The sequence below is a fragment of the Clostridia bacterium genome (assembly GCA_036654455.1).
Lineage (GTDB): Bacteria > Bacillota > Clostridia > Christensenellales > CAG-314 > JAVVRZ01.
Map to the genome: position 1 here is coordinate 153,093 of JAVVRZ010000002.1, position 18,617 is coordinate 171,709.

The following is an 18,617-nucleotide window of genomic DNA, read 5'->3' on the forward strand; positions in this document are numbered from 1 at the left end:
ACTATTCCTCAACCGCCTTAATTTGATAAATTAAATCAAGTATTGCATTGTCCGGACTTGTAACTACGCCGACAACCTTGTCGCCAAAGGGTAGTTCGTCGGGCTTGCCGAGAATTTTCTCCGCCTTTGCTTTAAGGTCTTCGATAGATACAATTTTAATGCCGGCTTTTTTAAGTCTTTTTGCAACTTCGGGTCTAGCGGGATTAACCGCTACGCCTTGGTCGGTGACAATTACGTCTACAAACGAACCCGGCGTGATTAACGTCGTAACTTTTTCAACTACGCAGGGAATTCTACCTCTTGTTAAAGGACAAAGCACTATTGATAATGCAGCTCCGCAAGCAGTGTCGGGGTGACCGCCTATTGCCCCTCTAATTACGCCGTCGCTACCCGTTAGAACGTTTACGTTAAAGTTAACGTCAACTTCAAGAGCCGACAACATAACTACGTCTAACCAGTGAATAGCCGAACCTTGTTGATAAGGGTTAGCGTAAATATTAGCGCATATTTGTTGGTGGAAACGGTTATTTTTAAGCGAACGCGCGGCAACCATATCAAAACTTTGTACATCAAGCAATTTGCCGATAAGCCCTTCTTCGTGAAGTTGAACCATGTGGCTTGTAATTCCGCCAAGAGCAAATCTAGCTTTGACATTTTTGCGAATCATAGCTTCTCTAATATATTGAGTGCAAGCAAGGCTAGCTCCGCCCGAACCGGTTTGTAGAGAGAAACCATCATAGAAGAAACCGCCAAACTCAACTACTTGCGCAGCTGTTTGGGCAATTAAAATATCGTGAGGATTTTTCGTTTCTTTGATTGCGCCGGAAGCTATCTTGGTTGCGTCGCCAACTTCTTCTACGCTTACAATATAGTCAACGTGTTTCTCGCTAATTGCAACCGGTACATTGGGGTAAGCTACCAAACTATCGGTTAAAATAATAACCTTGTCGGCATATTCGGCGTCTACTTTTGCATAGCCTAAGCTACCGCAAATAGACTTCTCTTTTTCACGACTGTAACCGTTAGCGTTGCCTAAATAGTCGCAAGAAGATGCGCCGATAAACGCTAGGTCAATGTGGAGTTGTTTGTTTGCAATAGCAGCCGCTCTACCGCCGTGCGAACGGAAAATAACGGGATTTTCCATTAAGCCGTGTGAAATTGCCTCGGCAAGTTCGCCTCTTAGTCCGCTAGTTTGAATTCTTGTCACAACGCCGTTTTGTATATGTTTAATTAACGGACTGTGAACTTCGCTTAACGAAGAAGGAGCGATTTGTAAATTTTTAAAGCCCATACCGGCGAGTTTATCCATAACCATATTGAGAATTTTGTCGCCGTTTCTAAAATGGTGGTGGAAAGAAATTGTCATACCGTCTTTAAGCCCTGCGCTCTTAATTGCGCTTTCAAGGTCGGTAATTTTACCGCATTTGGTTTGTAATTCTAACCTTGGGGTAAAATCTCTCTTTATTGTATTGCTATTCCAGTTATCTTCATATATTGGCATATCTAATTGCTTAGATAATTTAGCCTCGTCAAGTAATTTATCCATAATTTAAATATCCTCCTCTAACATACCGCACGCCTTAGCAAGTTCGATACATCTTTGCGCCCTAATTACTACGGGCTTGTCAACCATTTTGCCATTTAGGCTGATAACTCCGCTACCACGAGCCTCTGCTTCCTTGATTGCATACATTATGCGACCGGCTTTTTCAAGCTCTTTTTCGGTGGGAGCAAATATGCGGTGAATAACGCTAATTTGTCTTGGGTTGATTATGCTCTTGCCGTCAAATCCTAGTTGTTTAATCAACGTAACTTCTTTTTCAAAAGCGTCCATATCGTTGAGGTCCGAAAATACTGTGTCTAATGCGTCAATTCCGGCTGCTCTTGCGGCTACTACGATAGTTTGTCTTGCAAGAAGAAGCTCAGTCCCCTCTTTGCTACGATTTGTCTTTAAGTTTGCCGAGTAGTCTTCTGCGCCTAAGGCAATGCCCATCATTCTATTTGAAGCGGTAGCGATTGCATAAGCGTTAATTACGCCCAAAGCGCCTTCTATCGCAGCCATTATTCTTGTTTTGCCAACGGGAACGCCGATTTCTCTTTCAACTGTTTCAATTTCTCTTTCAACGTCGACTACGTCTTGGGCTGTTTCGGTCTTGGGCATTCTAATAACTTGCACGCCGGCTGAAACCATAGCTCTAATATCCATAACGCCATAAGGAGTGTTGAGAGGATTAATTCTTACAACAAGCTCGGTGTTGCCATAATTAATAGTTTTAAGCGAATTGTAAACAAGTAGTCTTGCAGCGTCTTTTTCGTGCATCGTAACCGAGTCTTCTAAGTCAAACATTAGCGAGTCTGCGCCATAAATATGGGCGTCTTGCATCATACTTGGATTATTGCCCGGAACGAACATCATAGTCCTTCTTAATCTTTCCATAATATTCCCCCTACCACTTAAAGCAAGATTTATCGTCGCCACGCAATACTGCGGCTTGAACCCTTGCTTTGATAGTGCAGTCAAGCGCCCCTTTATCGGTCGCAACTACTTGCACGCCGTCAACGCCCATTTCTTTGAGAGTAGACGAGATAACGCTTTTAATTTTCTTACCAAATTGATGGGCAACAATGCTATCAAGCTTAATGCTAATTCCACTTGTAGCAACAGGCGCAATTTCAATGTAAATATCGCCTGATTCGAGTGTGCCGGCAGATGATTTTTTCATTTTTTATCTCCATTTATTTATAATAGTTGATAATATTTTTTATTTTCTTATAAGATTTGGTTAATATCGACAAATTTAAACCAGCGAATCTATTATAGTCTACTTTGCCTTTTATTTCAACCCTTCTATAACATATTTTTCAACCTATTTGCTCATTTTTACATATTTTCAGCTATTTTTCACAGACACGTAGAATTGCATTGACTATATTTTTTAAATTAAATTAGCCTAGTTTAAACCTTTAATATTTTGCAAGTAAAACCCAAAATATTTTGCAAATTATATTAATTTGTGGTAAAATAATAATATGAATATTTATGGAATGGAAAAATTATCCCTTGTGGATTTTGACTCTTACACGACTTGTACTTTGTTTACGGCGGGCTGTAATTTTGCTTGTCCTTTTTGTCACAATTCTTCGCTTGTGCAAGGCAAGGACTTAAACAAAATTGATACAACCTATATTTTTGACTATTTAAAGAAACGCAAACATTTGCTTGACGCAGTTTGTATAACCGGAGGCGAGCCTACGCTAAACAAAGATTTGCCGGAATTTATCGCTAGCGTAAAAGAGCTAGGTTATATTGTCAAACTTGATACAAACGGCGCAAACCCGACTATGCTACTTGACTTGATAAAAAACAACCTTGTCGATTACGTAGCTATGGACATCAAAAACAGTCTTGAAAAATATCCTCAAACTTGTGGCGTAAAAAATGTAGACACGCTAAAAATTAAAGAAAGCATAGATATCTTACTTTCTAATGCGGTAAATTACGAATTTAGAACAACGCTAGTTAAGCAATTCCATACCGAGCAAGATATGCTAGATATTTCTAAATTAATTAAAGGCGCAAAGAAATATTGCTTGCAACAATTTGTCGGCAATGAAAATTGTATAGACACCACTCTTTGCCCCATTGATAAAGATACCGCCCAAACTTACGCCGACTTATTAAAAACTTCAATTAAAGAAGTACTACTAAGGGGCTACTAATAGTCTTCATATTACCAGTAACGCTAAAAACCTATAACGACAAGCGGTTGATTAGTTTTTACAAATCTTGCTTGACAAGTAACGCCGACGGTAGCGTAGACAAGATAGTTGACTTAATTTAAATAATCTTATAAACAAAAAAATAGAGAGAAATTATCTCTCTATTTTTGTTTGTTGACAATTAAATATTATTTAGTATTATCTACAATCGCTTGGGAAGATTACTGCAAGCGTGCCTGCTCCGCAATGAGCGCCTATTACAGGTCCAACAATAATCGTCCTTACGTTTGCTTTGCCCTGCGTTGCTTGCTCGACTAACGCTTTAAGTTCTTCCGCCCTACTCAAACAATCGGCGTGCATTACCCAAACGTCATATTTGTCAAGATTAGTCGCATACTTGCCTACTTGTTCGGCTAGGTGACGAGCAACCATCTTGTTGCCTCTAACCTTATTCATAACTTGAAGTTTACCTAATTCGTTGACTTTTATTATTGGTTTAAGATTAAAGAAAGTGCCTAGCGTTGCGGCGGTTGAAGAAAGTCTACCTCCACGTTTAAGGTGGTGTAAGTCGTCTACCGAGAAGAAAGTCTTAACTTCTTTGGTAAAATGTTGCAAAAACTCTAAAACTTCTTGGTCGCTTGCCCCGCTATTTTTAAGTTTCATTGCGTAATAAACTTGTATGCCTGCGCCTATTGAAATAGATAAAGTATCAAAATAAGTAAATTTACGTTCGGGATACTTTAACAGCAGTTTGTCTACCGCCTTGTGCATAAAGTCAAATGTTGCTGACATTTGCGAAGAAAAGGCGATGTAAAAAATATCTTCCCCCTTAGCAAAAATCGGTTCAAAATAGTCTGTGTAGATATATTCATTAAGAGCTATCGTTGTGGGCGTAGCGCCCTCACGAATTCTTTTGTAAAAGTTGTCAAAGTCGGTTTCTTTGCCGAAGTCATATAAATACTCTTTGCCGTCTAAAACATACGGCATCTTGATTACATTGATGCCTAATTCTTCGACATCGGTGTACCAAAGCTCGCAATCGGTGTCGCAAAAATATCTTGTCGCCATACTTAAAAAATTCTCCTTTATTATATTATTCTATGCCAAACATTCGTTTGAGCAGAGGTCTATTCATATTATCTAAATCAAATAGTATAAATATGTCAATGCAATTAAACACGCTATCTATATAAACTTGATTGCTTATCTTTGCGCCTAAGGCGGCGTAAGCCCTGATTAACGGAGGAGTTTCTTGCTTAGCCTTTTGCAAATCTATGTCTTGTCTTGCAAGCCGAGGCAAGGCAAAAGATGGATATAAGGCGTCGACTAAAAATTGCGGGCTAACCAAATTATTATAATAGAAATTTGATAGCGAATTTTTATACAGTTCGACATCTTGACTATGGTAGCTTGCCGTGCCAAACAAATAGCGTATGCCGTAGTATTTGCTGTATTCCATAAGCCCAGTCCACAACAATTTAAGCACAATACTATTGCGGTAATCGGGGTGCACGACAGCTCTACCTACCTCCATAATATTTTGTTCGTGATATATCTTGCCCAAATTAAATTCCAGCTTGGTAAAGTAATCGATATTGTATTTAACGCAATTACAATGAGTAAGAAGTCTATACGTGCCGACGACTTTGCCGGAGTTATCGTCAATTACAATGAGGTGGTCGCAATACTTGTCTTGTTCGCAGTTATCGGTTAAAATGTCGGTGCGTGTTGCGTTAAATGAAAGTAATAAGTACTTGTATCGTAGCTCCTGAGCTTGGGTTAGCTCGTCTATGGTCTGCGCAAGTTTGAGCGTAAACCCTAAATTTTTAACTGTATAATCTTGCATTATTACCTCTTTGTTATTTATTTAGCGCCTATCTTCGGTATTTAATTATAACAGCAAAAAACCTTTAATACAAGTCCCTTGACATAAATATTTATTATTAGGAAAGCAATACTCACACAATTTTCACGGCTTTGAGTTTGACTACAAAAATATAATGTGTTAAAATGTAGATATAAATAATATTAGGGGGAAATGTAATGAAAATCTTTATTGTAGGCGCAAAAAGAACGGCTGTTGGAAGTATGCTCGGCGGTTTAAAAAGTTTACCTGCAAGCGAACTCGGCGCTATTGTAGTTAGACAACTTCTTGCAGATACAAGTATTAGCGCTTCAGTAATTGACGAAGTAATCGTGGGCAACGTGCTAAGCGCAGGACAAGGACAAGGCGTTGGCAGACAAGTTGCAATCAAGGCGGGAATTCCCGATACCGTACCGGCGTATGCCGTAAGTATGGTTTGTGGTAGCGGTCTTAAAGCCATAAGTAACGCTTATGCGCAAATTAAAGCAGGGCTTGCTAACTGCATAATTGCAGGTGGCGCAGAATCTATGTCACGTGCTCCTATGCTTATTCCTTGTTCGGTTAGAACAGGCACTAAGATGGGAGACTTTAATATAGTAGACCACATGATATTTGACGCTTTAACCGATGCTTATTCGGGCGTACACATGGGAATCACCGCCGAAAACATCGCTAAAAAACACAATATTACTCGTAAAATGCAAGATGACTTTGCATATCAATCGCAACAAAAAGCAATTAAAGCCGTAGACGGCGGAGTATTTGACAAAGAAATAGTTCCTATCACAATTAAAGAGAAAAAGAGCGAATATGTTTTTGCTCGTGACGAACACCCAAATCGCACTTCAACGCCTGAAAAACTTGCTAATCTTCGTCCCGCATTTGACAAGGCAGGCTCGGTTACTGCCGGCAACGCTTCGGGTATTAACGACGGCGCAGCCTTTGTAATGGTAGCAAGCGAACAAGCGGTTAAAGAATATAATCTTACGCCTCTTGTAGAGATAGTCAGCGTTGGTCAAGGCGGAGTTGACCCACAAGTAATGGGGCTAGGTCCTGTTCCCGCAATTAGACAAGTCTTGAAGAATGCAAATATGACTCTTGATCAAATGGAATTAATCGAACTTAACGAAGCTTTTGCAGCTCAATCTTTGGGCGTTATCGCCGAACTTGTCGAAGAACACAAGATTGATAGAACCAAACTTATGTCAAGGACAAATATCAACGGCGGAGCTATCGCTCTTGGTCACCCTGTTGGAGCGTCGGGCAGTCGCATATTGGTAACCCTTATTTACGAACTACTTTCAAGCGATAAACAAGTCGGGCTTGCCTCGCTATGTATAGGTGGCGGTATGGGCGAAGCTATGATAGTTAAAAAAATCTAATACAACTAAACTAATTTAAAAAATTATTAATCTATGGAGGTCTATATGAAACTAAACGGTAAAGTCGCCATCGTTACGGGAGGCGCAAAAGGTCTTGGTCAAGCTATGGCAGAGTTGTTCGCAGAAGAAGGCGCTAAGGTAATAGCTTGCGACGTAATGGACTTAACTTATTCAAACCCTAATGTTGAGGGTTATAAACTTAACGTAGCCGACAGCGCAAACTGCAAAGAGTGCTTTGACTATGTAATGGGCAAATACGGCAAAATTGACATTCTTGTAAACAACGCAGGTATCACTCGTGATGGTATGACACGCAAGATGACAGACGAAATGTGGAATCTTGTAATTAGTGTTAACCTAACCGGCGTATTCAATTTAACAAGACTAATTGGACCGCAAATGGAAGCTAACAATTATGGCAGTATTATCAACATTTCTTCGGTAGTTGGCGAATACGGTAACATCGGTCAAGCAAATTATGCAGCTACAAAGGCAGGCGTAATTGGTTTAACCAAGACTTGGGCAAAAGAATTTGCACGTAAGGGCGCAAACGTTCGTGTAAACGCTATCGCTCCCGGCTACACCTTAACCGATATGTTAAAGACTGTTCCGCAAGATTTACTCGATAAATTTGCAAGTTTGACAATGTTAGGCAGACTTGGTCAACCTATCGAAATTGCAAAAGCCGCATTGTTCCTAGCTAGCGACGATTCGTCTTACGTAACCGCTCAATTACTAAGCGTAAACGGCGGTATGCGTCTATAATTCTAGCAAATTAACATTTAAACAAATAAAAATAGAGTTAAATTAATTTTTAACTCTATTTTTTTAGTTTTGTTTTACATTTTTTATCTTGTTTATATAATTTTTTTTAATAAGTAGGTTAACTGACTTTTTACTACAATTAATATACCCTTAAACATATTTAGATAAATTTGATAACGTCGCTCTTGCCTTGTCTAATTCTAGACAAGAGTAATTAATTATAAATTCGTGTTCTAGCTTAGGCAAATTATGATAAAAACTGCTAACGGCAACTAATCTAATACCGCAGTAACTTGCCTTACTAATTACCTCTTGGTCGCTTAAAGCGGTACTGAGCCTAATTATGAAGTGAAGCCCTGAGTTCTGCTCGGTAATAGTTACCTTCTGCTTAAAAATATCTTTGATTATATTAATAATACCATCTCGTTTTGCCTTATAAATTTTTCTCATTCGATTTATATGCTGTTCAAAATATCCTTTATCAATAAATTTAGCTAGCGCAAGCTGTTCAAAGCTTGACACCGAACACGAATAAAAGTTAAATAACGCTTGATACTTTTCTACAAGCTGTTGAGGCAGAGCCATAAAACTTATTCTAAGCGAGGGCGAAATAGTCTTGGTAAAAGTGTTCATATAGATTACTTTGCCGAAATTGTCTATGCTTTGTAGAGTAGGAATAATTTTCCCTACGTGACGAAATTCGCTGTCGTAGTCGTCCTCTATTATATAACGGTTAGATTGTTGGTTTGCCCAGTTAAGCAGTTCGGTTCTTCGCTTAATAGACATAACTATGCCTGTTGGAAAGTGATGGTTTGGGCTGATATGGGCTATATTTGCCTTGCTTGCGATTAGTTCTTGCAAGTTAATTCCGTCGCCGTCAAGACTGATGTGTTTGCACGTTATGCCTTCAAGCTCGTAAGATTTGCCTATATTTAAATAGCCGGGTTCTTCTAATGCAAAGACGCTACCCTTAAAAAATTTTGAAAGCGTATTGTAAAAATGTTGACTGCCTGCGCCTATAAAAATTTGCTTTTCTTCGACGTTAATACCTCGCATACGATAGAGCAATTTGGCGATTGCGTTTCGCAAAGCAAAACAGCCTTCGAGGCAAGGGGCTTCAAGACCCTTGCCTTCGCTTAATGTTTCCCTTATTTGTCTTGACCACACAGAAAAAGGAAATTTGTCTTGACTAATTGAGTTTGCCGAAAAATCTACGGCAAAGCCAACTTTTTCTTGTTTTTTTGAGCTGACAAAGGGAACTGATGCAATTTTAATAAACTCAACTTGCTCGACAAAATAGCCTTTTCTTAACAAACTCTTTATATATCCTTGTTCGAGTAGTTCGGCGTAAGCGTTCTGTACTGTCATAACGCTTACTTTTAAACGTTCGCTAAGTTCTCGTTTAGAGGGTAACTTTTGCCCTGCGATTAATTTTCCGCTTGTTATATCGTCTTTAATACATTCGTACAAATACATATAAAGCGATTTATCTTTTCTCAGCTCGATGTCGTAAGTTAACATTTTTTCTCTCCTGATTAATTTAACTAAAATATCTAATCTGGTATTATAAAATATAATCGAAATGGGTATTTGATTAATACCATTAATGTATTATACTAAAAGAAAAAATATATGTCAAGGAGCAAAATATGAATCAAAAACAATTATTTAACAAAAAATTAGCCGAACAGCTTAGAGGCGGAGTTATTATGGACGTAACTACCAAAGAGCAAGCTATTCTAGCCCAAGAAGCAGGCGCAGTAGCGGTAATGGCGCTTGAAAGAATACCAGCCGACATTAGAGCGGTTGGCGGAGTTTCCCGAATGAGCGACCCGAAGATGATTAGAGAAATACAATCTGCCGTAACTATTCCGGTAATGGCGAAATGTCGCATAGGACACTTCGTAGAAGCTCAAATATTACAAGCTATCGGCATTGATTTTATCGACGAAAGCGAAGTTCTTTCGCCAGCCGACGACAGCAATCACGTTGACAAGACACAGTTTGAAGCTCCCTTTGTATGCGGTGCGAGAGATTTAGGCGAGGCGTTAAGAAGAATTAGCGAGGGCGCTTCTATGATACGCACAAAAGGCGAGGCAGGTACAGGCGACGTTATACAAGCCGTAAGACATTTAAGAAAAATAAATTCGCAAATTAAACAAGTAGTCGTAGCAAGTCGTGACGAACTGTTTGACCTTGCCAAAGAATTGCTTGCCCCCTATGAACTACTTCTTCAAGTGCATTCAACCGGCAAACTACCCGTAGTTAGTTTTTCAGCAGGCGGAGTTGCAACTCCGGCAGACGCAGCTCTTATGATGCAATTAGGCGCAGAGGGCGTATTTGTAGGTAGCGGAATATTTAAGTCCGGCAACCCCAGTTTAAGGGCAAAAGCCATAGTTCAAGCCGTAGCAAATTTCAAGGACGCTAAACTAATCGCCGAATTGTCCTCAAATTTAGGAGAAGCTATGGTGGGAATCAACGAAAGCGAAATAGCTATTCTTATGGCTGAACGGTAAAAAATAATATAAAGTTTAACAAAAGCTAGTAATTAAATATAATCGTTTAAATTATAAACAAGTAAGGTCGTAGAAAAATATCTACGACCTTATAATTTATTGTTGGCGTAATATAATAATATCTTGCAAATAGCCTTAAACCTTAAAAAAATTATTCTTCGATATATGGTCTAAGCACCTGAGTAATAGCGCAATAACCGAGTATAGTAATATGTAGCCCTTCTACGGTGTATTCTTTCTTGCAAATATTCTTTTCGTCGCAAAGAGTGTCCCACATATTAATGTAGCTCAAACCTTCTTCTTTACACAATTTTTCTAATAGAGCGTTAATCTTTTGTAATTTATTAATTGTTCTTAAACCGCATACAATATGCGCCCAAAGATTCTTCCTTCTTCTTATTGGATAAGTTGAGATTACATAAACCTTAATGTTTGGGCAAGCAAGTTTAATTTGGTCGACTATTTTTTTAATATTCGCTACAATAAACGCAGGCTTCTTGCCTTGCGAAAGGTCGTTTGTGCCAATTTGAAGAAATAGCTTTGAGGGCTGTAAACCTATAACATTATCTAGCCTTGCAAGTAGGTTTGCCGTGGTGTTGCCGGCAATACCACGATTGTAAATTGTTGGCACGTCGATAAACTCTTGAAGCGGAAAAAAGTCGGTCAAGGAGTCGCCGAAGAACACAATTTCCCCCTTTTTAGCAGATTTGTTGATTAAATTATAAGAATTTGCACGATTGACTTCCATACTTTTGATTACGCACAAATAAACTATAAGCAAGATTAAACAAAAACCAAAAGCGGAAACCAAGACAATATTTAAAACGTTCATAAGTTACCCCCACTAAAAATTCATTCTTTTATTATATAGCAAAACCCGACTTTACGCAATAGCAATTAAAATATTAATCAATTTTTTATCTAAGATATTTACTTATCTACGCTATTGTGATAGTGTAATAAGTAGTTTTACTAACTTAGGAGAATAAGAAATGAATCACCAAGGTCATAGAGAAAGAGTAAGGGCAAGATTTCTTAGCGAAGGGCTTAAAAACTTTAAACCGCACAGCGTTGTCGAAATGATGTTAATGATGCTTATCCCCTACAAAAATGTAACTGAAATTGCCGACGACCTTCTTGAAAAATTTGGCAACCTTACCGCAATATTCAATGCGCCCGTACCTAACCTTATGCAAATAGACGGCATAAACAGAGTTACCGCAATCAACATCAAATTTATTGGCGAATTCCTCGAATACTACTACCTATCTAAAAAAGACGACCTAGCTATACTCTCTACCGCCGACATATACGATTACTCACGCTATATGCTTGATAACAGCAAAAACGAATGTTTGTTTGTAGTATGCCTTGACAGTTCGTGCAAAATTGTGGGAAAATACGAATATAAGAGCGACAATCAACATCAAGTTATAGTCAATTTTAAGGAATTGATAGAAAAGATACTTAATGTCGGCGCAGTAAAAGTCTTTGTGGCGCACTCTCACTTGCTTGGAAACTGCGCGCCTAGCCAAAAAGATATTTCTTTTACCCGCAGGCTATTTATAGCTTTAAACGCTCTTGACGTAGCCTTAGTCGAACATACAATTTTTGGCATAGACGGTTCGTTTAGTTTTTATGCAAACGGGCTACTAGACGAATTTAGACAAATTCTAGCCAAACTATAACGATTACTTTAATATAGCAAAATGTTAAAGCATAAGCGTTAATTACCTTTAACTGAAAAATATTTAATGGAAGTACGACACATTGAACAAATTACCTCAATACTCTAATTGCGAATTGCTTTGCCCCGCAGGCGATAAACTTGCCTTCTTTTCTGCAATAAATAATGGCGCAGACGCAATCTATCTTGGGCTTACGCAATTTTCCGCGCGACAAAAAGCCACAAACTTCGATATTGATAATCTAGATTACTACCTTTGTTATGCTCACAACTTAGGCGTAAAAATCTATATAACGCTTAACACCTTAATAAAAGACACCGAAGTAAGTCAATATCTTGAACTTGCAAGGCAGGCGTATCAAAAAGGCGTAGACGCTTTTATCGTACAAGATATTTTTTTAGCAAAGGAAATTGCTAAACTTTGCCCGAATATAAGCCTACATCTATCTACGCAGGGCGGAACTTGTAACGTCGAGGGGGCAAAATTAGCAAAGGCTATGGGCTTTAATCGAATAATCGTCGCAAGAGAAACACCTATTGAAGAACTTGCTCTAATGACTAAAATTATCGACACCGAAGTATTTACGCAAGGCGCTCTATGTTCTTCAATATCAGGTCAATGCTTATTTAGTAGCGTTGTAGGCGGAAATAGCGGTAACAGAGGTCTATGCAAACAACCGTGCCGACAATTATACAGCCTAGATAATAGCCCGCCTAACTATGCGTTAAGCCTTGCGGACTTATCGGTAGGAGAAGATATAGAAAAGTTTGCAAATATCGGCGTAAAAAGTTTTAAAATCGAGGGCAGGCTTAGAGGCGTTGACTATGTCGCTTCTAGCGCAAAATACTACTCTTGTATTATGCGTGGACTTGACGCTAAACAGGCTTATCTAGATATGCAAAGTTGTTATTGCAGAGGCGAATATACCAAAGGGCTAGCTTTTGGGCAAAATAAAGATTTGTTTGCTCACCTTTCGCAAGGACATATAGGACGAGAAATAGGGTTGGTTAGTAAAGTCGGCAATTTTTGCGTAATTTCTACAAAAGAAAAATTTAAAACTAACGATTGCTTTAAACTACTTCGTCAAGGCAAAGAAAGCGGAACAGGCGTCTTTTTGCAACAAACAAACGACTTAATAATTAAATATAACGGCGACATTAAGTTTGGCGATTCGGTAAGACTGATTAAAACTACCCTTTGCCCAAGCTTAACTAAAAAAATTGACATAACTTGCGTAATCGACTTTGAAATAAACAAACAATCAAAAGTAAGCCTTTCTTATGGCGACACAATAATTACGGTAGAAGGACAAATTCTTGAACAAGCCCAAAATCAACAACTGACTGAGCTAAGTTTATCAACTTGTTTTTCAAAAACACAAGACTATCCCTTTAACCCAAAAATTGTAATCGAAAAGTTAGACAACGTGTTTATGCCGACTTCTAAACTTAACGAGCTAAGGCGCCTTGCGTATTTAACGCTATTTGAAAAGTTAGGCAACGTTAATAAGGCTGAAAGACTGAAAGAAATAGCGCCTACGCAAAATTTAAATTTGATAGAAATGGGCAAATTAAACACAATTTTATCTAGTTTAACTGCGGTAATCGACGACGAATTTGAAGGTTACGACAACTACGACATCGCAGTATATTTCCCCAATAATTATAAGGACAAAGACAAACTTGCTAAATTTATAAATAATACTTGTGGCAAACAAAGATATCTCTACCTTCCTAACTTTCTAACAAGCAAAGACATAGCCGTTATTGAAAAAATAATCGACAATTTTGAGGGGATATTTGTTCAAGGTTACTATGGAATAGAACTTAGCAAACGCTTAGGCAAACAACTTTTTTGCGGATTTGGCTATAATATCTTTAATACTATTTCGGCAAAATACTTAAAAGAAAGTGCGAAATATATATCGTTATCAAACGAATTAAATCTTGAAGAAAGCCAAAAAATTAAAGACGCCGTTAGCGACGCTTTTATTCAAAATATCGGTAGCTTAGAAATAATGCAATTTGCCTATTGCCCTCTGGGTAAGGACTGTGTAAATTGCGCTAAAAACGAATTTCACACGCTAATTGACAAAGATAAAAGAATAAATATTTTGCGAAGATATGAAATTTCTCAATGCAGATTTACGCTATATAATTGCTCAAATTTACTTTATAGGCAAAATGGAAATAGAATTGTTAACCTAGTCGGCATTGAAAAAAGTCTAAAAGCTAAGGTAATTTCTTGCCTTGACTCCCCCGCACAGCTGACAAACATTATGGGTAGCTACACAAGAGGACACAGTAATAAAGGCGTACAGTAGGCAAATGAGAGCCTCTAAAACGCATATTTGTTAGCTAATAAGGAAATATATACAAATTTACTGTTTCTTACCTCAACATATCTAATTAAAAAAAGTACTAATAAATATATAAAAAATTACAAAACTTTTTTTGGTTTTGTAATTTTTTTAGCAATTTTATATATAAAAATTAACTTGCATAAATAAAAAAATAAGTAAAAGTTCTATTTAAAAATTTGCTAATTAGGCTGTAAAACTAATCTAAATTACAACCGCAATAATGTTGACGATAAAGACCGTACTGCTTAGAAAGTTCGCAACTGCGCTTATATCCGTCGTTTTTAGCAAAGTCGCTACACAAAAAATTTACGTTATTCTCTTGACCTAACGTAATGCCTAACTGATTAATTAAGGTAGAATTTTTATAGGGCGAAACGGTAAGAGTAGTGCAGAAATAATCAAAACCATATTTGCTTGCATACTTAGCGGAATTTGCAAGTCTAAGCGTTAAGCAAGCTTGGCAACGGCTCCCCCCTTCTTTTTCCTGCTTGATATCGGCAACGGTAGAAAAGTATTGGCTTTGGTCGTATTCGGGTACGACAAGCTTGACTTGACTATTGTTAGCAAGGTTAAACTCAATTATAAATTTTTGTAGACAGGTTAGTCTAAGCAAGTATTCTTCTTGCGGTAATATATTAGGATTGTAAAAATATAACGTGATGTCAAAGTGGTCTACAAGACTCTCTATAACTGCGCTTGTACAAGGGGCGCAACAAGAATGAAGTAGCAACTTCGGTCTTGTCGTCAACTTGGAAATAGTTTTAAGTAGAATATTTTGATAATTAATTTTGTTCATTTTTTAAAAAAACTTAGCCTCTTTAATTTTTTGTTTTTGCCTATGTAACCGTCAATTTTTGCCTTGCTAATTTTTGTATTTTACTTACTTGTTTTGTCTTGTTCTTTACTTTGTTTATTGTTTTTTGCGTTCTTTTGTTTTGCTCTTTACTTTGTTTATTGTTTTTTGCGTAGGACAAATTCGGCTACGACATTAGGTTTGTCAGCTACAAAAGTTTTGAAATAGTAAGTCTTGACATCGCCTTTTTCAACCGAGTACGAATAAATATCAATAGGACTATTAAGGGGCGCTTCGGCAATATAGTGAAAGGTCATTTCGATAGGGTTAAATAAATCTCGGTCGACACAAAAATGATACAGCATATCGGCGTAATTGGTGTTGTTAAGATGCCCGTTACAATCAATCTGCCCATACATAACGTTGACTTGCCCAACCTTACTAAATTGAGCGTTAGGCAAGGTTATACGGCGAGAAAGAGTGGTTTGTAGAGGCGGATAAGTCGAGTAATTAGATAAATCTACCTCTCCAAAAGGTACAAATCTATTCTTGGCTATTTCTAAAAGAACCCAGATACCGCTAGCCTCAGCGCAAACGACATTGTCCCGTTCAATTACATAGGAACGAATATACGTTACGCTACCCGAAAAACTAGCCCAAACTTTTACCGTTAAAACATCGTTAATCGCCATAGGGTGATAAATATTGAGATTAAATCGGCTTAATATAAAAGCGTAACCGTTGTTAAACAATTCTTGATAACTTGGACGTTGGTCTCGCATTTGTTGATTAGTAGCTTCCTGCATATACCGCACAATCGAGCTTGGGCGAGCTATAAAATTTTTATCTACGTCGTGAAGAAACACAACAAACTGGCTTGCGTACATTATCTACAACCTTCTTAATTATTATTGATATAATTATATCACTATTTTGACAAGTTTGCTAAAAAGTTTGGTGAAACTTATAATGTATAACCGTAATTACGCTGTGTTATGCAAAAATTGATAAGTTATTTTACTCTTAGTAGACCTTAGACTGAAATTTAATAAGTTATGGTTTGTATTTAACAAAATTTAGACCTAATTTAACAATATTAGCTAGGGTAACAAAGCTTAAACTATGGTAAAAAGCCCTGTATGTTTAAGTTTGCAAATTAATCTCGCCATAGTTAAGAATATGTTCTTGATTGCCTACCTTAATGACTAAGGCAAGCTCGCTTGTCAAGCTGACGGCTGTGCCGACTAAATTTACTTCGTTTTCCGTAAAAGATACGGTCTTGCCTAGCGTTATACAGCTAGCAATATAATCTTGTCTAAATTTATCTTTAACTAGGTCAAAATTATTTACCAAACTTGCAATCTTTTGAGTTAGTCGCTCGGCTAAAAGCAAAGTATTATAGCGTTTGCCTAAAAGTATTCTTATACTTGTAGCCCTGTTGGGCAAAACTGCCAAATCTTTGCTAACGTAATTGACATTGACGCCTACGCCTAACAAAACTATTCTTTGTCCACAATCTATGCTTTCACATAAAACACCGCATATTTTTTTGCCGTCTATCAGCAAATCATTAGGCCATTTAATTGAAGAAACAATATCTAGCTCGCTAAGCAATTCTTGTACGGCAAGCGAAACAAGTCCGCTAAGAATAGGTAGGGTCGAGCAATCTTGCCAAGTTGAAAAAAAAGTAAGATAAATACCCTTGCCACGCTTAGAAAGGAAGGTTCGGTCGAACCTACCCCTACCGCCTGTTTGTTTATTTGCAATTACGCAACCGCAAGTAACACCGCTTAAAGCAAGTTGTTTAGCCTGCGTCATTGTGCTAGATAGGCTCGAATAAAAAAAGCAAGGTAAAGATATACCTTGCTTGTCTTTTAAATTGTTAAGAAAAAATTTACGCATAGATTTGTTTATTATCCAAATATTGCCATTAAAAAGCCTGCCGCAACTGCCGAGCCTATTACGCCGGCAACGTTAGGTCCCATTGCGTGCATAAGCAAGTAGTTGTCGGGGTTTGCCCTTCTGCCTTCGCTATTGACCACTCTTGCAGCCATAGGAACAGCCGAAACGCCGGCAGCGCCTATCAAAGGATTAATCTTGCCCTTAGTAATTACGCACATAAGTTTGCCAAGTAGTAACCCTCCGCAGGTTGAACCGATAAAGGCAAGTAGCCCGAGTAAAATAATCTCGATTGTCTTTAATTGTAAAAACGTTGCGTATTGAGCCGTAGCGCCAACCGATAAACCTAAAAAGATTGTTACAATATTCATTAAAGAATTTTGCGCCGTGTCGCTAAGTCTTGCCATAACGCCGGATTCACGCATTAAGTTGCCAAACATCAAGCTACCTAGCAAGGGAGCTACGCTTGGAAGTAATAGACAAGTTAGAATAATAACCATAATAGGGAATATTATCTTCTCTTTCTTAGTGACTTCACGAGTTTGCTCCATTACAATAAGACGTTCTTTTTTGGTGGTAAGCAATCTCATAAAGGGTGGTTGTATAAGGGGTATTAACGCCATATAGGAATATGCCGCAATGGCGATAGGACCAAGTAACTCCGGCGCAAGAGATTTGGTTAGCCAAATTGCCGTAGGTCCGTCAGCTCCGCCGATAATGCCTATTGAAGCGGCTTGCGCTCCCGTAAAACCTAACGCAACAGCCAAAAACAAAGCTATGTAAATACCTAGTTGAGCCGCAGCGCCTAAAAGCAAATTGCGAGGGGCGGAAATTAACGGCCCAAAGTCGGTCATAGCGCCTATGCCTATAAATATCAAACAAGGGTAAAGTCCGGTCTTAACGCCGATATACATAATGTCAAGTAATCCGCCGTCGTTAAGAACTTTAACATAATCAATTTTACCGCTACCTGCCCAAAGAGAGGGCGTATATACGTTGGAGTTAGGTAAATTTGTAAGTAGCATACCAATAGCTATGCCCACTAAGAGCAAGGGTTCAAATTTCTTAGCTATTCCTAAGAAAAGCAACAAGCCAGCTATAACAATCATTATGGCTTGTCTATAATCCATTGTGGCAAAACCGCTAGTTAACCACAAGTTTTTAAAAATTTCAATTATGTCCATATTAACTCCTTGTCTATTATAGAATTTCTAGAATTGGAGCTCCTATTGAGATTTGCACGCCCTTAGTTAAGAAAATCTTGCCGATTACGCCGTCACGAGAGGCGGATATTTCATTTTCCATCTTCATAGCCTCAATTACAGCAACGCATTGACCCTTTTTTACGCTTTGACCCGTAGTCACTTTAACGTCTACTAGCGTTCCCGGTAGAGGCGAACTAACTAAGGTTGCTCCGCTAGAAGCTGCTGCAACAGGGGCTACCGCTACAACGGGCGTTGCTACGGGAGCTACCACTGGGGCTACCGCTACGGGAGCTACTACTGGGGCGGTTTGTTGCGGGGCGATTGTTAACGTTTCGGCTTGCTTTACCGAAAGTACGCTCGCTACGCCTCTATTAACTTCGACTTCATAGGTCTTACCGTTAAGATTAATATTATAAATCATAA

Annotated in this window: 18 protein-coding genes; 6 read left to right on the forward strand and 12 right to left on the reverse strand. The window is 38.3% G+C overall.

The genetic code is table 11. From position 1 onward, the window contains the following. Position 1: 1 nt before the first annotated feature. The 3 genes from citF to citD are packed head-to-tail and all read right to left on the reverse strand — an operon-like array spanning position 2 to position 2,723. Positions 2 to 1,546 carry a citrate lyase subunit alpha gene (gene citF / locus RR062_02815; GenBank protein ID MEG2026642.1) on the reverse strand — a complete coding sequence of 515 codons (1,545 nt, stop codon included), beginning with the start codon at positions 1,544 to 1,546 and terminating at the stop codon, positions 2 to 4. Between the two features lie 3 nt (positions 1,547 to 1,549). Next, positions 1,550 to 2,437 carry a citrate (pro-3S)-lyase subunit beta gene (citE, locus tag RR062_02820; protein ID MEG2026643.1) on the reverse strand — a complete coding sequence of 296 codons (888 nt, stop codon included), beginning with the start codon at positions 2,435 to 2,437 and terminating at the stop codon, positions 1,550 to 1,552. 10 nt (positions 2,438 to 2,447) lie between these two features. Further along, entirely contained in the window at positions 2,448 to 2,723 is a 276-nt protein-coding gene (citD, locus tag RR062_02825; GenBank protein ID MEG2026644.1) for a citrate lyase acyl carrier protein, read from the reverse strand. A gap of 307 nt (positions 2,724 to 3,030) precedes the next feature. On the opposite strand from citD, the gene RR062_02830 reads away from it, so the two are divergent. Then, positions 3,031 to 3,720 carry an anaerobic ribonucleoside-triphosphate reductase activating protein gene (locus RR062_02830; GenBank protein ID MEG2026645.1) on the forward strand — a complete coding sequence of 230 codons (690 nt, stop codon included), beginning with the start codon at positions 3,031 to 3,033 and terminating at the stop codon, positions 3,718 to 3,720. A 198-nt stretch (positions 3,721 to 3,918) separates the two neighbouring features. On the opposite strand, the gene RR062_02835 is transcribed toward RR062_02830, so the two are convergent. Together RR062_02835 and RR062_02840 are read right to left on the reverse strand one after the other, a co-directional pair. Then, on the reverse strand, positions 3,919 to 4,788 hold the full coding sequence (locus RR062_02835) for a DegV family protein (protein MEG2026646.1): 870 nt from the start codon (positions 4,786 to 4,788) through the stop codon (positions 3,919 to 3,921). 25 nt (positions 4,789 to 4,813) lie between these two features. Then, positions 4,814 to 5,566, reverse strand: a complete 753-nt coding sequence (locus RR062_02840) for a GNAT family N-acyltransferase (GenBank protein MEG2026647.1) — start codon at positions 5,564 to 5,566, stop codon at positions 4,814 to 4,816. 197 nt (positions 5,567 to 5,763) lie between these two features. Between RR062_02840 and RR062_02845 the strand changes: the two genes are divergently transcribed. Together RR062_02845 and fabG are read left to right on the forward strand one after the other, a co-directional pair. Further along, the gene (locus tag RR062_02845) at positions 5,764 to 6,966 is read left to right on the forward strand and encodes an acetyl-CoA C-acetyltransferase (protein ID MEG2026648.1); all 1,203 of its coding nucleotides are present in this window, start codon (positions 5,764 to 5,766) and stop codon (positions 6,964 to 6,966) included. Positions 6,967 to 7,011: 45 nt separating this feature from the next. Continuing rightward, entirely contained in the window at positions 7,012 to 7,731 is a 720-nt protein-coding gene (gene fabG / locus RR062_02850) for a 3-oxoacyl-ACP reductase FabG (protein ID MEG2026649.1), read from the forward strand. A gap of 150 nt (positions 7,732 to 7,881) precedes the next feature. On the opposite strand, the gene RR062_02855 is transcribed toward fabG, so the two are convergent. Further along, positions 7,882 to 9,252 carry a PLP-dependent aminotransferase family protein gene (locus tag RR062_02855; GenBank protein ID MEG2026650.1) on the reverse strand — a complete coding sequence of 457 codons (1,371 nt, stop codon included), beginning with the start codon at positions 9,250 to 9,252 and terminating at the stop codon, positions 7,882 to 7,884. A gap of 128 nt (positions 9,253 to 9,380) precedes the next feature. On the opposite strand from RR062_02855, the gene pdxS reads away from it, so the two are divergent. Next, positions 9,381 to 10,247: a pyridoxal 5'-phosphate synthase lyase subunit PdxS gene (gene pdxS / locus RR062_02860; protein ID MEG2026651.1), complete on the forward strand. Its 867-nt coding sequence runs from the start codon at positions 9,381 to 9,383 to the stop codon at positions 10,245 to 10,247. A 151-nt stretch (positions 10,248 to 10,398) separates the two neighbouring features. On the opposite strand, the gene RR062_02865 is transcribed toward pdxS, so the two are convergent. Next, a complete protein-coding gene (locus tag RR062_02865) occupies positions 10,399 to 11,079 on the reverse strand; it encodes a GDSL-type esterase/lipase family protein (protein ID MEG2026652.1) in 681 nt (226 codons plus the stop codon). A 160-nt stretch (positions 11,080 to 11,239) separates the two neighbouring features. Between RR062_02865 and RR062_02870 the strand changes: the two genes are divergently transcribed. Further along, positions 11,240 to 11,935 (forward strand): JAB domain-containing protein, encoded by a 696-nt coding sequence (locus RR062_02870; GenBank protein MEG2026653.1) that lies wholly within the window; start codon positions 11,240 to 11,242, stop codon positions 11,933 to 11,935. Between the two features lie 82 nt (positions 11,936 to 12,017). After that, positions 12,018 to 14,258, forward strand: coding sequence for a U32 family peptidase (locus RR062_02875; GenBank protein ID MEG2026654.1), 2,241 nt, complete (start codon positions 12,018 to 12,020; stop codon positions 14,256 to 14,258). 235 nt (positions 14,259 to 14,493) lie between these two features. Here the strand turns inward: RR062_02875 and RR062_02880 are convergent, their stop codons facing one another. From RR062_02880 to RR062_02900, 5 genes are all read right to left on the reverse strand, one after another. Continuing rightward, positions 14,494 to 15,093: an epoxyqueuosine reductase QueH gene (locus tag RR062_02880; protein ID MEG2026655.1), complete on the reverse strand. Its 600-nt coding sequence runs from the start codon at positions 15,091 to 15,093 to the stop codon at positions 14,494 to 14,496. A gap of 155 nt (positions 15,094 to 15,248) precedes the next feature. After that, positions 15,249 to 15,977, reverse strand: coding sequence for an acyl-CoA thioesterase (locus RR062_02885; protein MEG2026656.1), 729 nt, complete (start codon positions 15,975 to 15,977; stop codon positions 15,249 to 15,251). A 256-nt stretch (positions 15,978 to 16,233) separates the two neighbouring features. After that, positions 16,234 to 16,992 (reverse strand): biotin--[acetyl-CoA-carboxylase] ligase, encoded by a 759-nt coding sequence (locus RR062_02890; GenBank protein ID MEG2026657.1) that lies wholly within the window; start codon positions 16,990 to 16,992, stop codon positions 16,234 to 16,236. Between the two features lie 11 nt (positions 16,993 to 17,003). Beyond that, the gene (locus RR062_02895; protein ID MEG2026658.1) at positions 17,004 to 18,173 is read right to left on the reverse strand and encodes a sodium ion-translocating decarboxylase subunit beta; all 1,170 of its coding nucleotides are present in this window, start codon (positions 18,171 to 18,173) and stop codon (positions 17,004 to 17,006) included. A gap of 16 nt (positions 18,174 to 18,189) precedes the next feature. Continuing rightward, positions 18,190 to 18,615: a biotin/lipoyl-containing protein gene (locus RR062_02900; GenBank protein ID MEG2026659.1), complete on the reverse strand. Its 426-nt coding sequence runs from the start codon at positions 18,613 to 18,615 to the stop codon at positions 18,190 to 18,192. Between the last annotated feature and the right edge of the window lie 2 nt (positions 18,616 to 18,617).

Coding starts and splice junctions, on each gene's coding strand:
- citF (MEG2026642.1), bottom strand. CDS start 1,546: ATGGATAAATTACTTGACGAGGCTAAATTATCTAAGCAATTAGATATG.
- citE (MEG2026643.1), bottom strand. CDS start 2,437: ATGGAAAGATTAAGAAGGACTATGATGTTCGTTCCGGGCAATAATCCA.
- citD (MEG2026644.1), bottom strand. CDS start 2,723: ATGAAAAAATCATCTGCCGGCACACTCGAATCAGGCGATATTTACATT.
- RR062_02830 (MEG2026645.1), top strand. CDS start 3,031: ATGAATATTTATGGAATGGAAAAATTATCCCTTGTGGATTTTGACTCT.
- RR062_02835 (MEG2026646.1), bottom strand. CDS start 4,788: ATGGCGACAAGATATTTTTGCGACACCGATTGCGAGCTTTGGTACACC.
- RR062_02840 (MEG2026647.1), bottom strand. CDS start 5,566: ATGCAAGATTATACAGTTAAAAATTTAGGGTTTACGCTCAAACTTGCG.
- RR062_02845 (MEG2026648.1), top strand. CDS start 5,764: ATGAAAATCTTTATTGTAGGCGCAAAAAGAACGGCTGTTGGAAGTATG.
- fabG (MEG2026649.1), top strand. CDS start 7,012: ATGAAACTAAACGGTAAAGTCGCCATCGTTACGGGAGGCGCAAAAGGT.
- RR062_02855 (MEG2026650.1), bottom strand. CDS start 9,252: ATGTTAACTTACGACATCGAGCTGAGAAAAGATAAATCGCTTTATATG.
- pdxS (MEG2026651.1), top strand. CDS start 9,381: ATGAATCAAAAACAATTATTTAACAAAAAATTAGCCGAACAGCTTAGA.
- RR062_02865 (MEG2026652.1), bottom strand. CDS start 11,079: ATGAACGTTTTAAATATTGTCTTGGTTTCCGCTTTTGGTTTTTGTTTA.
- RR062_02870 (MEG2026653.1), top strand. CDS start 11,240: ATGAATCACCAAGGTCATAGAGAAAGAGTAAGGGCAAGATTTCTTAGC.
- RR062_02880 (MEG2026655.1), bottom strand. CDS start 15,093: ATGAACAAAATTAATTATCAAAATATTCTACTTAAAACTATTTCCAAG.
- RR062_02885 (MEG2026656.1), bottom strand. CDS start 15,977: ATGTACGCAAGCCAGTTTGTTGTGTTTCTTCACGACGTAGATAAAAAT.
- RR062_02890 (MEG2026657.1), bottom strand. CDS start 16,992: ATGCGTAAATTTTTTCTTAACAATTTAAAAGACAAGCAAGGTATATCT.
- RR062_02895 (MEG2026658.1), bottom strand. CDS start 18,173: ATGGACATAATTGAAATTTTTAAAAACTTGTGGTTAACTAGCGGTTTT.
- RR062_02900 (MEG2026659.1), bottom strand. CDS start 18,615: ATGATTTATAATATTAATCTTAACGGTAAGACCTATGAAGTCGAAGTT.